We start from the raw sequence: 12,758 nt of genomic DNA, 5'->3' as shown, positions 1-12,758 counted from the left end.
AATGGCTATCAGCGTTTTCGACCTGTTCAAGATCGGCATCGGGCCTTCGAGTTCTCACACCGTCGGCCCCATGCGCGCCGCGGCGTTGTTCGTCCAGGCACTGCGTGAACGTGCATTGTTGGAACAAGTACGGCGCGTCGAAGTTCAGCTGTATGGCTCGTTGTCGGCCACCGGCATCGGCCACGGCAGCGACACCGCCACGATCATGGGCCTGATGGGCGAATGGCCGGACGCAATCGATCCCGGGCAAATCGGCGTGCGCATCCACACCCTGCGCGAGACCGACACCCTGCTGCTGGACGGACGTTTGCCGGTGCCGTTCGTGTGGGCACGGGACATGCGTCTGCTCGACGAAAACCTGCCCTTTCACCCCAATGCCATGACCTTGGTGGTGTCCGGTGATGACGGCGAGTTGTACCGCGACACCTATTACTCAGTCGGCGGCGGTTTTGTGGTGGATGAAGCCCAGGCGCAAAGCGGCGTGGCGGACATGGACCGCACCGTGCTGCCCTATGACTTTTCCAGCGCGGTGGAGCTGTTGCAGCTGTGCAAGACCCACAACCTGCGCGTCGCCCAGTTGATGATGGCCAATGAAAAGGTCTGGCGCTCCGAAGAAGAAATCCGCAGCGGCCTGATGAAACTCTGGCGCGCCATGCAGGACTGCGTGGAGCAGGGCCTCAAGCACGAAGGCATCCTGCCCGGCGGCCTGAATGTGCGTCGCCGTGCGGCCAAGTTGCACCGCAGCTTGCAGGAGCTGGGTAAACCCAATGTGATCGGTTCGACCTTGAGCGCCATGGAGTGGGTCAACCTGTTTGCCCTGGCGGTCAACGAAGAAAACGCTGCAGGTGGTCGCATGGTCACCGCCCCTACCAACGGTGCGGCGGGGGTTATTCCGGCCGTGCTGCACTACTTCATGAAATTCAGCGACGAAGTCACCGAAGCCAACGTGGTCGACTACCTGCTCAGCGCGGCGGCGGTGGGGATTCTGTGCAAGAAGAACGCTTCGATATCCGGCGCCGAAGTCGGCTGCCAGGGTGAAGTGGGTTCTGCGTGCGCCATGGCCGCGGCCGGGCTGGCCGAGATCCTCGGCGCCACGCCGGAACAACTGTGCAACGCCGCCGAAATCGGCCTGGAGCACAACCTCGGCCTGACCTGCGACCCGGTGGGCGGGCTGGTGCAAGTGCCGTGCATCGAGCGCAACGCGATTGCGGCGGTGAAAGCGATCAACGCGGCGCAAATGGCCTTGCGTGGCGATGGGCAGCACTTTATCTCCCTGGACCGGGTGATCCGCACCATGCGCGATACCGGCGCGGACATGCATGACAAGTACAAAGAGACGTCGCGGGGTGGCTTGGCGGTCAGCGCGGTGGAGTGCTGAGACCGAGTTGCTGCTAATCGGGGGCAAGCCCCTCCCATCCTTTGAATTGTGAATACATTCAAGTGTGGGAGGGGGCTTGCCCCCGATAGCGGTAGTCCGCCCAACACTGCTCATAAAGTGAACACCCAAGCCAAAAGCGCCACCTTTTAGCGCGTCGCAAACAGATAAGTAGCTTCCAAACGATTTTCCCTCGACCTGCTGTCGCCCGTGCTTGGGGTGACAGGCTTATCCCACACGCCTCAAAGCGCCTTCCCACAAGTGCTACCGTTCTGCTCACGCCCCTTGAGCGGACCTACTCCTACATCATTTCAAGCCATATCCCGTACTTCCCGCGCGGGCTTATATAGAGGCATCAACAGGTCGTTTTCAGGATTTATTGAATAGCCATTCAATTTTAGGCACGGCATTTGCTCTATCCATTCAAAGCCTCTCTTCTTTACCGACGAAGAGCGCAATAACAAGAGCCTCGCCTGAGGCCATCACCCGCTTTGTGTGAGGAGATACCGCGATGACGTCGTTCAACTCAGGGGCCCAACCCCAGAACCGTGCGCCTCAATCCATCGGCTTTTTGCTGCTGGACAATTTCACGCTGATTTCCCTGGCATCGGCCGTGGAACCGCTGCGCATGGCCAACCAACTGTCCGGCCGCGAGCTGTATCGCTGGACAACCCTGAGTGTCGACGGCAACCAGGTCTGGGCCAGCGACGGTCTGCAAATCACCCCCGATGCCTCCATGCACAAAGCCCCGGCCCTGGACACGGTGATCGTGTGCGGCGGCGTGGGTATCCAGCGCACCGTTACCCGTGAACACGTGTCGTGGCTGCAAAGCCAGGCGCGCCAGTCCCGTCGCCTCGGCGCAGTGTGCACCGGCAGCTGGGCCCTGGCCTGCGCCGGCCTGCTCGACGGCTTTGATTGCAGCGTGCACTGGGAATGCCTGGCGTCGATGCAGGAAGCTTTCCCGCGTGTGGCCATGAGCACCCGCCTGTTCACCCTCGATCGCAACCGCTTCACCAGCTCCGGTGGCACCGCGCCGCTGGACATGATGCTGCACCTGATCAGCCGCGACCACGGCCGTGAATTGTCCGCTGCCATTTCCGAGATGTTTGTGTACGAGCGCATCCGCAACGAACAGGATCACCAGCGTGTGCCGCTCAAGCACATGCTTGGCACCAACCAGCCGAAGCTGCAGGAAATCGTCGCGCTGATGGAAGCCAACCTGGAAGAGCCGATCGACCTGGACGAGCTGGCGGTGTACGTCGCCGTGTCGCGGCGCCAGCTGGAGCGCTTGTTCCAGAAATACCTGCACTGCTCGCCGTCGCGCTACTACCTCAAGCTGCGTTTGATCCGTGCGCGCCAGTTGCTCAAGCAAACGCCGATGTCGATCATCGAAGTGGCGTCGGTGTGCGGGTTTGTCTCCACGCCGCACTTCTCCAAGTGCTACCGCGAATACTTCGGCATTCCGCCACGGGATGAGCGCGTCGGTTCCAACACCACCCAGCAGGTGGCGATGATGCCGATTCCGCAGGCGCTGGTATTGGCACCGTTGGCGGGGCCAATGTCGGCGTTGAGCCAGGCGCGCAATGAGTCGACTTTTGCCAGTGTGAGGCTCTAGACCGAGTCGCCTGCATCGGGGGCAAGCCCCCTCCCACCGTTGACCGAGTTTCAACATGCGAATGCGGCCAAAATGTGGAAGGGGGCTTGCCCCCGATAGCGGTCTATCAGGCGCCAGAGTTCTGCTTGAACTGCACCAAAGCCGGCAACAGCTGCTTATCAATCGCCTGACGCACCGCCGGCAAAATTGTCGCGCTGCCGGTGTACATCTGCTCAACCATACCCTTGAGCGCCTTGGCCCGCGCTTCGCTCAAACCGCGTACGGCACATTCACAGGCCTGCTCGGCAGTAGAGCCGCTGGAGACTTCGAAACCCAGTGAGCGCAGTTGGCCCAGCAGGTCATCCTGATCAATCAAATCCGCATGCATCATGACGTTTATCCTGGTGAGGGGAGCGGGGTTCGACCTCGATTCTGGTAGCCACCCCGGCGGTCGGCAAGGGCAGAATGCGCGAATGCCTCAGATGGCTATGAGCGTGTCGTTTTCGGGCCATTTGCCGACGGCACTTACCGGCACACTGCACCCAGGCACACAGCTTGATGGTTTGGTCACCCTCGGGATGTAACGCTCTCACAAGGCACCTCTGCCCCGATCCAGTCACGGCTGGATCGGGGCTTTTTTTGCCGGTTATTTTTTAGCGGGCAAACCAATGACCCGGCCGAGGAGGGCGGGCTTGGGCAGGTCCGCTTGTTCGGCGCGCAGGGCGATGATTTTTTCCAGCGTCGCCTCGGCAAACGGCGCCGACTGCGGGCCGGCCAGGTCGACGTGCAAGAGCATTTGCTCGTTGCCCGCCAGTTCCCGTTCTTCGCCCATTGGATGCAGGCTGTGATAGAGGTGCAGGCGCTTGGCGTCGTGGGCGATCAGTTGGGTGTGCACCTCAACCTTGGCGCCGAGTTTTACCTCGTGCAGGTAGTTCAGGTGCAGTTCCAGGGTGAACAGCGAGTGGCCGCTGGCTTCGCGGTTGTCGCTGTCCAGGCCCAGGGTGTCCATCAGCGCGTCGGTGGCGTAGCTGAAAATCAGCAGGTAGAACGCGTCGCGCAGGTGGCCGTTGTAGTCGACCCAGTCGGGGAGGACTGGGGTGGTGTAGGTGATCAATGCAGGCATGGTGAGTTGTCCGTTATTCGGCGAAGGTCATACCGTGTTTTTCCTTGGTGGTTTTCACTGCTTCCAGCACCGCCAGCAAGCAATCATCACGATAGCGCTCCAGCGCCGAAATGCTGTGATCACCCAACTGATCGCGGGTGCCATCGACCACATCGTCGATCAGCTTGTCGGTCAGTTCCGGCGCGGGCAGGTAGGTCCACGGCAACTGCAATGCCGGCCCGAACTGCGCCATGAAGTGGCGCATGCCGGCATCGCCGCCCGCCAGGGTGTAGGTGAGGAAGGTGCCCATGAACGACCAGCGCAGGCCGGCGCCAAAACGAATCGCATCGTCGATTTCGCCGGTAGTGGCCACACCGTCATTCACCAAGTGCAGCGCCTCGCGCCACAACGCTTCCAACAGCCGGTCGGCGATAAAACCGGGAACTTCCTTACGCACATGCAGCGGGCGCATGCCAAGGGATTCGTACACCTTGATCGCCGCCTGGATTGCCTGCGGCGCGGTATTTTTGCCGCCCACCACTTCCACCAGCGGCAGCAGGTACACCGGGTTGAATGGGTGCCCGACCACGCAACGTTGCGGGTGGGTCGAACCCTCGTAGAACTCACTCGGCAACAGGCCGGAGGTGCTCGAACCGATCAATGCATCGGGCTTGGCGGCTGCGCTGATCTTGCTGTGCAGTTCCAGTTTCAGCTCCAGGCGTTCCGGGGCGCTTTCCTGGATGAAATCCGCGTCTTTTACGCACTCTTCGATAGTGGCGACAAAGCGCAGGCGGTCCTGTGATGCGCCCGGTGCCAGGCCCTGTTTCTCCAGCGCACCCCAGGCATTGGCGACACGTTTGCGCAGTGCCGCTTCTGCGCCGGGCGCCGGATCCCAGGCCACCACATCCAGTCCGTGGGCCAGGGCGCGGGACACCCAGCCGCTGCCGATAACACCGCTGCCGAGGGCGGCGAAGGTTTTGATCTCAGTGATAAAGCGCATGGAGACATTCCTGAATAATGTGAAGAACCCATGTGCGAGGGGGCTTGCCCCCTCCCACATTTTTTAACCGCGTTTAGTGAGGCCCATCTTCACGCGGCCCTCGGCCGGGCTCATGACCCGTGCCCCCAGACGGCTGAGGATTTCACTCGCCCGTTCCACAAGCTGGCCGTTGGTGGCGAGCACGCCCTTGTCCAGCCACAGGTTGTCTTCCAGCCCGACCCGCACATTGCCGCCCAGCAGCACCGCCTGCGCCGCCATTGGCATTTGCATGCGGCCGATGCCGAAGCCGGCCCACACTGCGTCGGCGGGCAAGTTGTCGACCATGGCTTTCATGGTGGTGGTATCGGCCGGCGCGCCCCATGGGATGCCCAGGCACAGTTGGAACAGCGGGTTGTCGAGCAGGCCTTCCTTGATCATCTGCTTGGCGAACCACAGGTGGCCGGTGTCGAAGATTTCCAGTTCAGGCTTAACGCCCAGTTCCTGGATGCGTTTGGCCCCGGCGCGCAGTTGCGCCGGGGTGGACACGTAAATCGTGTCGCCGTCGCCGAAGTTCAGGGTGCCGCAGTCCAGGGTGCAGATTTCCGGGAGCAACGCTTCGACGTGGGCCAGGCGCGTCAGTGGGCCGACCAGGTCGGTGTTGGGACCGAACTCCATCGGGTTCTCGCCGCCGCCGATCTCCAGGTCGCCGCCCATGCCGGCGGTGAGGTTGACGATGATGTCGATGTCGGCCTCGCGAATGCGCTCCATCAGTTCGCGGTACAGCGCTACGTCGCGGCTGAACTTACCGGTTTCGGGGTCGCGCACATGGCAATGCACCACGGTGGCGCCGGCCTTGGCGGCTTCCACCGCAGCGGCGGCGATCTGTTTGGGGGTGACCGGCACGTGTGGGCTTCTGGCGGTCGTGTCGCCAGCACCGGTGAGTGCGCAGGTGATGATGACGTCGTGGTTCATGGGGCGGTTCCTTGCAGGCGTGGTGAAACCGTTCGCAGCCTGTGCGGGCTGCGAAACGGTGATGGAAAGCGGGTTATTTGCTGGTCAGTTGCAGGTTGGCTGCAGCCGGTTTGCCGTCGAAGGTGGTCACGCCTTCCAGCCAGCGCGCCTGGTCCTGGGGGTGATCCTTGAGCCACTGCTTGGCGGACTCGATAGCGTCCTTGTGATCCAGCAACGGCTGCATCATCCGGCTCTCGTCGGCGGCGGTGAAGGTCAGGTTGGTCAGCAACTTGTGCACGTTGGGGCACTGTTCGGCGTAGGTCGGCGAGGTCACGGTCCACACCGTCGCCATGCCTTCGTTCGGGCCGAGGGCGTCATCGCTGCCGGTGAGGTAAGTCATCGCCACGTTGACGTTCATCGGGTGCGGCGCCCAGCCGAAGAACACCACGGCTTCCTTGCGGCGCACGGCGCGGTCCACAGCGGCGAGCATGCCGGCCTCACTGGACTCCACCAGTTGGAATTTGCCCAGGCCGAACTGGTTCTTGGCGATCATCGCCTTGATCTGGGTGTTAGCCCCCGAGCCCGGCTCGATCCCGTAGATCTTGCCGCCCAGTTCCTTTTCGAATCTGGCGATATCGGCGAACGTTTTCAGGCCCTTGTCGGCCAGGTACGTCGGCACGGCAAGCGTGGCGCGGGCATCTTCCAGGCTGGCTTTGTCGAGGACTTTGACTTGCTTGGCGTCGACAAACGGCGTGATGGTCTGGGTCATCAGCGGGTTCCAGTAGCCCAGGAACATATCCAGGCGCTGGTCGCGGATGCCGGCGAAGATGATTTGCTGGGAGGCGCTGGTCTGTTTGGTCTTGTAGCCGAGGCCGTCGAGCAGTACTTGGGTCATGGCACTGGTGGCGATGACGTCGGTCCAGTTCACCACGCCCATGCGCACGTTCTGGCATGAAGCGGCATCCGCTGCCATTACGTTGGTGCTCAAAATGGCGCTGGCGCTGAGTGCAAGCACGCAGCGGCTGATCAGTCGATTCATGGTGGATCCCTCGGCAGGTCGTTATTGTGGGGTCCGGCGTCTTTGTGCGCCGTGTAGCCAAGTTACGCAAGCCAGGGGCCGGCAAAACGCACGGCGGCGACCACCTCTTGCACTGCAGCGACCTGCCCCCTTGAATCCGCCCCGGAACGGGAGTATCACATTGCCACGCTGCCCGTGCGACGAGAGCGCCACCATGTCCCAGGATTTCTACTTTTTGCTGATGCCGGGGTTTTCGGCCATTGGCTTTATCTCTGCGCTGGAGCCGCTGCGGGTGGCCAACCGCTTTCGTGGCGAGCTGTACCGTTGGCATGTGCTGAGTGCCGATGGCGGCGCGGTATTGGCGAGCAATGGCATGTCGGTCAACGCCGACGCCGCGCTGGAACCGCTGAAAAAAGGCGCGACCTTACTGGTGGTGGCCGGCTTCGAACCGTTGCAGTTCGCCACTCCCGCACTGGAACACTGGCTGCGCCGCCTCGACCACGACGGCGTGACCCTCGGCGCCATCGACACCGGCGCCTGCGTCCTCGCCGAAGCCGGCCTGCTCGAAGGCCATCGCCTGACCCTGCACTGGGAAGCCATCGATGCGTTCAAGGAGTCCTATCCTCACCTGACCGTGACCCAGGAACTGTTCGAGATCGACCGCCGCCGCATCACCTGCGCCGGCGGCACCGCGTCCATCGACCTGATGCTCGACCTGATCGCCCAGGCCCACGGCCCGGAGCTTGCCATCCAGGTTTCCGAACAATTCGTGCTCGGCCGCATCCGCCCACGCAAAGATCACCAGCGCATGCAGATCGCCACGCGCTACGGCATCAACAACAAAAAGTTGGTCCACGTGATCGGCGAGATGGAGCAGCACACCGAGCCGCCCCTGAGCACCTTGGCCCTGGCCGACGCGATCAAAGTCACCCGACGCCAGTTGGAGCGGCTATTCCGCCTGCACCTGAACGACACGCCAAGCAACTTCTACCTCGGCCTGCGCCTGGAAAAAGCCCGGCAGCTCTTGCGTCAAAGCGACATGAGCGTGCTGGAGGTGAGCATTGCCTGCGGGTTTGAGTCACCGTCGTACTTCACTCGCAGCTATCGGGCAAGGTTTGCGAAGTGCCCAAGGGAGGATCGGCGACGGGAGGTGGTTTGACCGGCAATTATAGTCAATTATACTCACAGCTATAATTTATAGTCCTTTCCATAATTGAGTATAAAACCATGTCCAAGCACAGCGGCTTTGTGTTCCGCCGCCCCGCCCTGGCGCGCAGCATTGCCGATGGTCTTGTGGGGGCCGGTATTCAGGATTTCACCTCTGGCCTGTTTCTCGCCGCGCCGCGCCGTACCGGTAAAAGTACGTTTTTGCGCGAAGACCTCATCCCGGAGTGTCAGCTGCGCAGTTGGCTGGCCGTGTATGTGGATCTGTGGGCCGACAAGGAAAAGGATCCCGCCGAGTTGATCGCCAGCGCCATAGCGGCCGCGCTGGTTCCCTATGAAAAAGGCATTCGCAAACTGGCCAAGAACATCGGGATCGAGAAGCTCAGCTTTCTGCGGACGTTGTCCTGGGATTTCAGCAAACCGCAATTGCCTGTGGGCGCCACGTTGACCCAGGCGTTGGAATTGCTCCACCGCGCGGCGGAAAAACCCGTCGTACTGGTGATTGATGAAGCGCAGCACGCCTTGACCAGCGATTCAGGCATCAACGCCATGTTCGCGCTGAAAGCGGCCCGGGACCAACTCAACCAAGGTCGTGACGAAGACGGCAGCGGGTTGCATCTGGTGTTCACCGGCTCCAATCGCGACAAGCTAGCCCATCTGGTGTTGGGCAAAAGCCAGCCGTTTTTCGGCTCCAGCATCACGCCGTTTCCGTTGCTCGGCAAAGAATTCACCCAGGCCTACACCGTGCATCTCAACGCGCACCTGGCCAAGACCAACCAATTCAACGCGGCGGATATTGATGAAGCTTTTGAGCTGGTGGGCCGTCGCCCCGAGATGTTGCGCACGATCATCGGTGAAGTCGCCCTGGAGTTAGGCGAGGCGAGCAACCTGGGCCACCTGCTGCACAGCCGCGCCGAACTGCTGCGCGCAGGTGTATGGACCGAATTCGAAAGCGCCTGGAACGCGCTGACCATCCCGCAGCGTGCCGTGCTGGAGGTGATGGTGGAGCGTTCTCAAAACAACGAACCCTTCGCGCCATTCACCGATAGCACCCTCACGGCGGTCAGCAAGGCGCTGGAAAGGATGGGTAGCGACGTGGTGCCGGGTACCCAGACCATCCAGGCCTGCATCGATGCCCTGCGCGACAAGGAACTGGTGTGGAAGTCGAGCCGAGGCGGCTATGCCCTGGAGGACAACACCTTCGGTGACTGGCTGCAACACAAGAGCCTTGCACCGCGCTAAAAGGCCGGCTTCTAAAGAGAGCGGAGGTGGTTTATTTCTTTACCAGGGCCGAGCATGCCGCCTTGTAGGCTTCATGCTGGTACTTATTCAGCGTCGCGGGCAGATCAAAGGTGTGCTTTTTGTTCTGCGCATTGATGGTCTGCGGCGACAACAGCGTCACCTCCACCCCCTCCAGCAGTTGAAGCACCCCTTCAATCTTGAACGTCGTTGGGCCACCGGCGAATTCACCTTTTTTGCTGCGCTTCTTGATGGCGATGCGAGTGATGGCGTTGTCCTGCACAAACGCTTTCACCTGAGCGGCGAAGGCTTTGACGTTGGCCGCTTCATCGTCATCGTCGAGGGCGATTTTCTTGGTCGCCAGGGCGACGTGGGTCAGCGCCTGGTTGTCCAGGGCGGCGAGGGCGATGATGGCTTCGCTGCCTTTGATTTCGATGCCGCAGGTTTTCATGTCATGGCCTGGCAATAGGTGGAGAGGCGACGGATGGTCGCGCACCTCAAGACTAAAGCCAACTCCAAATCGGCTCAAATAAAAACCGCAACCCATGACCGTCTGTCAGAAGATCATTCCGACCTGTTATTTCTGACAGTAGCCAATGATGGAAGTCCTGCATAGATTGGTTTGAAAGAGTCAACCCCCTCGACCTTCTGAGAAGGAAGTTGCGCAATGATCATCAGGAAAAATATTCGCTCTCTGAGTGATAGCGAGAAAAAGTCGTTTATTGATAGCTTGCTTGAACTCAAGAGACGCGGTGAATACGACAAGTACGTTCACTGGCATCACGGCGTCATGGTGCCGACTGTGCATTGCGATGAGCCCCAGGATCCCGACTACCGCAATGGGGCCCATCTCGGGCCGGCCTTCCTGCCCTGGCATCGAGAGATGCTTATGCAGCTTGAGGCTGAGTTGCGCGGTATCAGTCCCGATGTAGCGCTGCCTTATTGGGACTGGACCGAAGATGCGGCCAATCCTGCGGGATCACCGGTCTGGAGGACGGACTTGATGGGCGGAAACGGCGATCCAAGCGATCAGTTTCGGGTCAAGGATGGGCCGTTTGCCTACAGCGGCGGTCAATGGGAAGTGCCTGAGTACCCCGAGGATGATTTGCCGGGCAAAGGCCTCAAGCGCCAGTTTGGTCAGTGGGTCGGCTCGCTTCCTACAGTGGCCGATCTGCAGATGGCCATGCGTGAAAGCTTGTATGACACGCCGCCTTTTGATTCAGGACCCTATACCCGTGGGTTTCGCAATCGTTTGGAGGGCTGGGTCACTCAACGTGGCGATCCACAAGTGACTACGCCTGGCTCCCAGTTGCATAACCGCGTGCATCTCTGGATCGGCGGCAATATGTTGGCGATGACCTCGCCGGAGGATCCGGTGTTCTTCCTCCATCATTGCTTTATCGACAAGGTATGGGCGGACTGGCAAGCGCAAATGAAGCTGGATAAACCCAAGTGGGCGCCCCATTACGCGCCGATGCGCTGCGGTCCGGAGGGCCACAACGTTGGGGACCTGATCAACCCGTGGGGTGAGCGTAGTATTCGTCAGGTGTTGGATATCGCCAAGCTGGGCTATCAATACTCTCCATCGCGAGAATTGGTTCGCAGCCCGTTCAAGTCGCCTTTCATGGCTTGAATCCGTCGCCGCTCCCGCACGTTGGCGGCGGGAGTTGGCATTCACTCCTGCCCAATCGACTCCAAAAACTCCGACCGCTCATCACTCATCCGCGCCAGGCAGTCGTTGTGCGCAATCGCATAGGCCTTGGTGCCGGTGACTGCCGGGAAGGTGTCCACTGCACAATCGGCATCCCGCAGTTTTTCCCACTTTTGCTGCGCGTCCTTCAGACGGGCGGTAATGTCCGCCAGTTTGGTCTTGTCGCTGCCGTAGGTCGAACCCATGCGTTCGAGCAGGCCCTGATAGTTGTCTTTCAACAATTGTTCGGCGGTGGTTTTGTTGTAAGTGGCGCATTCCAGGGTTTGCGTGTCGCTTTCGATGCCATCGCACGGCGTGCTGTCGGTGTCTTCGGCCGCGTGGACGCCGGTTGCGATGAGTGCCAAAGCCAGGAAAATCGATTTCATTGCGCCGTCTCATATCAGGTGATGCGGGAATTCTGGCTCAAGCGTAAGACAAATAACAGCCGCCAGTCAGACCTCTCTTAACAGCCTTTGTCGCGGATTGACGCTTTCGGCAATTCCCCTGTCGTTTTTGCACCCGGCTCAGGTTGCCCCTGGGCATATGCTGGCCCCAAAGCGCCGGCAGACGATTCGGCGCATGAATTGCCAATAAGGGGACAGCCTGATGAGCCCAGCCGAACTTCACGCCGACAGCATCGTTATCGACGGGCTGATTATTGCCAAGTGGAACCGCGAGCTGTTCGAGGACATGCGCAAGGGTGGCCTCACCGCCGCCAACTGCACCGTGTCGGTGTGGGAAGGCTTCCAGGCCACGATCAATAACATCGTCGCCAGCCAGACCCTGATCCGCGAGAACAGCGACCTGGTAATCCCGGTGAAAACCACCGCCGACATCCGCAAGGCCAAGGAACTGGGCAAGACCGGCATCATCTTCGGCTTCCAGAACGCCCATGCATTTGAAGACCAACTCGGCTACGTCGAGATCTTCAAGCAGCTCGGCGTCGGTGTGGTGCAGATGTGCTACAACACCCAGAACCTGGTGGGCACCGGTTGCTACGAGCGCGACGGCGGCCTGTCGGGTTTTGGTCGCGAGATCGTTGGCGAGATGAACCGCGTCGGCATCATGTGCGACCTGTCCCACGTCGGCTCCAAAACCTCCGAAGAAGTCATCCTCGAATCGAAAAAACCGGTGTGCTACTCCCACTGCCTGCCGTCCGGCCTGAAAGAGCACCCGCGCAACAAGTCCGATGAAGAGCTTAAGTTCATCGCCGACCACGGCGGTTTTGTCGGCGTGACCATGTTCGCGCCGTTCCTCGCCAAGGGCATCGATTCGACCATCGACGATTACGCCGAAGCCATCGAATACACCATGAACATCGTCGGCGAAGACGCCATTGGCATCGGCACCGACTTTACCCAGGGCCATGGCCAGGATTTCTTCGAAATGCTGACCCATGACAAGGGCTACGCCCGCCGCCTGACCAGCTTCGGCAAGATCATCAACCCGCTGGGCATCCGCACCGTGGGCGAGTTTCCCAACCTCACCGAAACCCTGCTCAAGCGCGGCCACAGCGAGCGCGTGGTGCGCAAGATCATGGGCGAGAACTGGGTCAACGTGCTCAAGGACGTCTGGGGCGAATAAGCCACCGCATTTTTCCCTCGACCGTTCGCGTCGAGGGCACACCTAAGAATTTTCTGGAGTTA

At 60.6% G+C, this 12,758-nt stretch carries 13 protein-coding genes; 6 read left to right on the top strand and 7 right to left on the bottom strand.

What is annotated here, in order from left to right; translation table 11 throughout:
* Window position 1: 1 nt before the first annotated feature.
* Together AOA60_RS19140 and AOA60_RS19135 are read left to right on the top strand one after the other, a co-directional pair.
* Window positions 2-1,378, top strand: coding sequence for an L-serine ammonia-lyase (locus AOA60_RS19140; protein WP_099585768.1), 1,377 nt, complete (start codon window positions 2-4; stop codon window positions 1,376-1,378).
* 508 nt (window positions 1,379-1,886) lie between these two features.
* Complete coding sequence (locus AOA60_RS19135; protein ID WP_099585767.1) at window positions 1,887-2,990, top strand: GlxA family transcriptional regulator; 1,104 nt, start codon at window positions 1,887-1,889, stop codon at window positions 2,988-2,990.
* A gap of 106 nt (window positions 2,991-3,096) precedes the next feature.
* On the opposite strand, the gene AOA60_RS19130 is transcribed toward AOA60_RS19135, so the two are convergent.
* The 5 genes from AOA60_RS19130 to AOA60_RS19110 form a co-directional block, all read right to left on the bottom strand.
* The gene (locus AOA60_RS19130) at window positions 3,097-3,360 is read right to left on the bottom strand and encodes a hypothetical protein (RefSeq protein WP_017735989.1); all 264 of its coding nucleotides are present in this window, start codon (window positions 3,358-3,360) and stop codon (window positions 3,097-3,099) included.
* Window positions 3,361-3,615: 255 nt separating this feature from the next.
* On the bottom strand, window positions 3,616-4,092 hold the full coding sequence (locus tag AOA60_RS19125) for a thioesterase family protein (RefSeq protein ID WP_099585766.1): 477 nt from the start codon (window positions 4,090-4,092) through the stop codon (window positions 3,616-3,618).
* Between the two features lie 13 nt (window positions 4,093-4,105).
* Window positions 4,106-5,071: an L-carnitine dehydrogenase gene (locus AOA60_RS19120; RefSeq protein WP_099585765.1), complete on the bottom strand. Its 966-nt coding sequence runs from the start codon at window positions 5,069-5,071 to the stop codon at window positions 4,106-4,108.
* A 63-nt stretch (window positions 5,072-5,134) separates the two neighbouring features.
* Complete coding sequence (locus AOA60_RS19115; protein ID WP_099585764.1) at window positions 5,135-6,022, bottom strand: 3-keto-5-aminohexanoate cleavage protein; 888 nt, start codon at window positions 6,020-6,022, stop codon at window positions 5,135-5,137.
* 73 nt (window positions 6,023-6,095) lie between these two features.
* The gene (locus tag AOA60_RS19110) at window positions 6,096-7,040 is read right to left on the bottom strand and encodes a choline ABC transporter substrate-binding protein (protein WP_099585763.1); all 945 of its coding nucleotides are present in this window, start codon (window positions 7,038-7,040) and stop codon (window positions 6,096-6,098) included.
* A 193-nt stretch (window positions 7,041-7,233) separates the two neighbouring features.
* Between AOA60_RS19110 and AOA60_RS19105 the strand changes: the two genes are divergently transcribed.
* Both AOA60_RS19105 and AOA60_RS19100 read left to right on the top strand, forming a co-directional pair.
* Entirely contained in the window at window positions 7,234-8,178 is a 945-nt protein-coding gene (locus tag AOA60_RS19105) for a GlxA family transcriptional regulator (protein ID WP_160385001.1), read from the top strand.
* A gap of 68 nt (window positions 8,179-8,246) precedes the next feature.
* A complete protein-coding gene (locus AOA60_RS19100; RefSeq protein WP_099585761.1) occupies window positions 8,247-9,425 on the top strand; it encodes an AAA family ATPase in 1,179 nt (392 codons plus the stop codon).
* A 31-nt stretch (window positions 9,426-9,456) separates the two neighbouring features.
* Here the strand turns inward: AOA60_RS19100 and AOA60_RS19095 are convergent, their stop codons facing one another.
* Complete coding sequence (locus tag AOA60_RS19095; RefSeq protein WP_099585760.1) at window positions 9,457-9,873, bottom strand: DUF3010 family protein; 417 nt, start codon at window positions 9,871-9,873, stop codon at window positions 9,457-9,459.
* Between the two features lie 216 nt (window positions 9,874-10,089).
* Between AOA60_RS19095 and AOA60_RS19090 the strand changes: the two genes are divergently transcribed.
* Window positions 10,090-11,055 (top strand): tyrosinase family protein, encoded by a 966-nt coding sequence (locus AOA60_RS19090; RefSeq protein WP_099585759.1) that lies wholly within the window; start codon window positions 10,090-10,092, stop codon window positions 11,053-11,055.
* 41 nt (window positions 11,056-11,096) lie between these two features.
* Here AOA60_RS19090 and AOA60_RS19085 read toward each other — a convergent pair whose 3' ends face one another.
* Complete coding sequence (locus AOA60_RS19085) at window positions 11,097-11,498, bottom strand: lysozyme inhibitor LprI family protein (RefSeq protein WP_099585758.1); 402 nt, start codon at window positions 11,496-11,498, stop codon at window positions 11,097-11,099.
* A 220-nt stretch (window positions 11,499-11,718) separates the two neighbouring features.
* On the opposite strand from AOA60_RS19085, the gene AOA60_RS19080 reads away from it, so the two are divergent.
* A complete protein-coding gene (locus AOA60_RS19080; protein WP_099585757.1) occupies window positions 11,719-12,696 on the top strand; it encodes a dipeptidase in 978 nt (325 codons plus the stop codon).
* Window positions 12,697-12,758: the final 62 nt, after the last annotated feature.

Origin of the sequence: Pseudomonas sp. 2822-17 (assembly GCF_002742485.1) — a bacterium.
Lineage (GTDB): Bacteria > Pseudomonadota > Gammaproteobacteria > Pseudomonadales > Pseudomonadaceae > Aquipseudomonas > Aquipseudomonas cyclaminis.
Note: the sequence above shows the minus strand (reverse complement) of the source record. Positions and strands in the feature narration are given on the sequence as shown.

Excerpts from the sequence above, each read along its gene's own strand:
- AOA60_RS19085 (WP_099585758.1), bottom strand. The coding sequence starts at position 11,498 with ATGAAATCGATTTTCCTGGCTTTGGCACTCATCGCAACCGGCGTCCAC.
- AOA60_RS19105 (WP_160385001.1), top strand. The coding sequence starts at position 7,234 with ATGTCCCAGGATTTCTACTTTTTGCTGATGCCGGGGTTTTCGGCCATT.
- AOA60_RS19130 (WP_017735989.1), bottom strand. The coding sequence starts at position 3,360 with ATGATGCATGCGGATTTGATTGATCAGGATGACCTGCTGGGCCAACTG.
- AOA60_RS19110 (WP_099585763.1), bottom strand. The coding sequence starts at position 7,040 with ATGAATCGACTGATCAGCCGCTGCGTGCTTGCACTCAGCGCCAGCGCC.
- AOA60_RS19120 (WP_099585765.1), bottom strand. The coding sequence starts at position 5,071 with ATGCGCTTTATCACTGAGATCAAAACCTTCGCCGCCCTCGGCAGCGGT.
- AOA60_RS19100 (WP_099585761.1), top strand. The coding sequence starts at position 8,247 with ATGTCCAAGCACAGCGGCTTTGTGTTCCGCCGCCCCGCCCTGGCGCGC.
- AOA60_RS19080 (WP_099585757.1), top strand. The coding sequence starts at position 11,719 with ATGAGCCCAGCCGAACTTCACGCCGACAGCATCGTTATCGACGGGCTG.
- AOA60_RS19095 (WP_099585760.1), bottom strand. The coding sequence starts at position 9,873 with ATGAAAACCTGCGGCATCGAAATCAAAGGCAGCGAAGCCATCATCGCC.
- AOA60_RS19140 (WP_099585768.1), top strand. The coding sequence starts at position 2 with ATGGCTATCAGCGTTTTCGACCTGTTCAAGATCGGCATCGGGCCTTCG.
- AOA60_RS19135 (WP_099585767.1), top strand. The coding sequence starts at position 1,887 with ATGACGTCGTTCAACTCAGGGGCCCAACCCCAGAACCGTGCGCCTCAA.
- AOA60_RS19115 (WP_099585764.1), bottom strand. The coding sequence starts at position 6,022 with ATGAACCACGACGTCATCATCACCTGCGCACTCACCGGTGCTGGCGAC.
- AOA60_RS19125 (WP_099585766.1), bottom strand. The coding sequence starts at position 4,092 with ATGCCTGCATTGATCACCTACACCACCCCAGTCCTCCCCGACTGGGTC.
- AOA60_RS19090 (WP_099585759.1), top strand. The coding sequence starts at position 10,090 with ATGATCATCAGGAAAAATATTCGCTCTCTGAGTGATAGCGAGAAAAAG.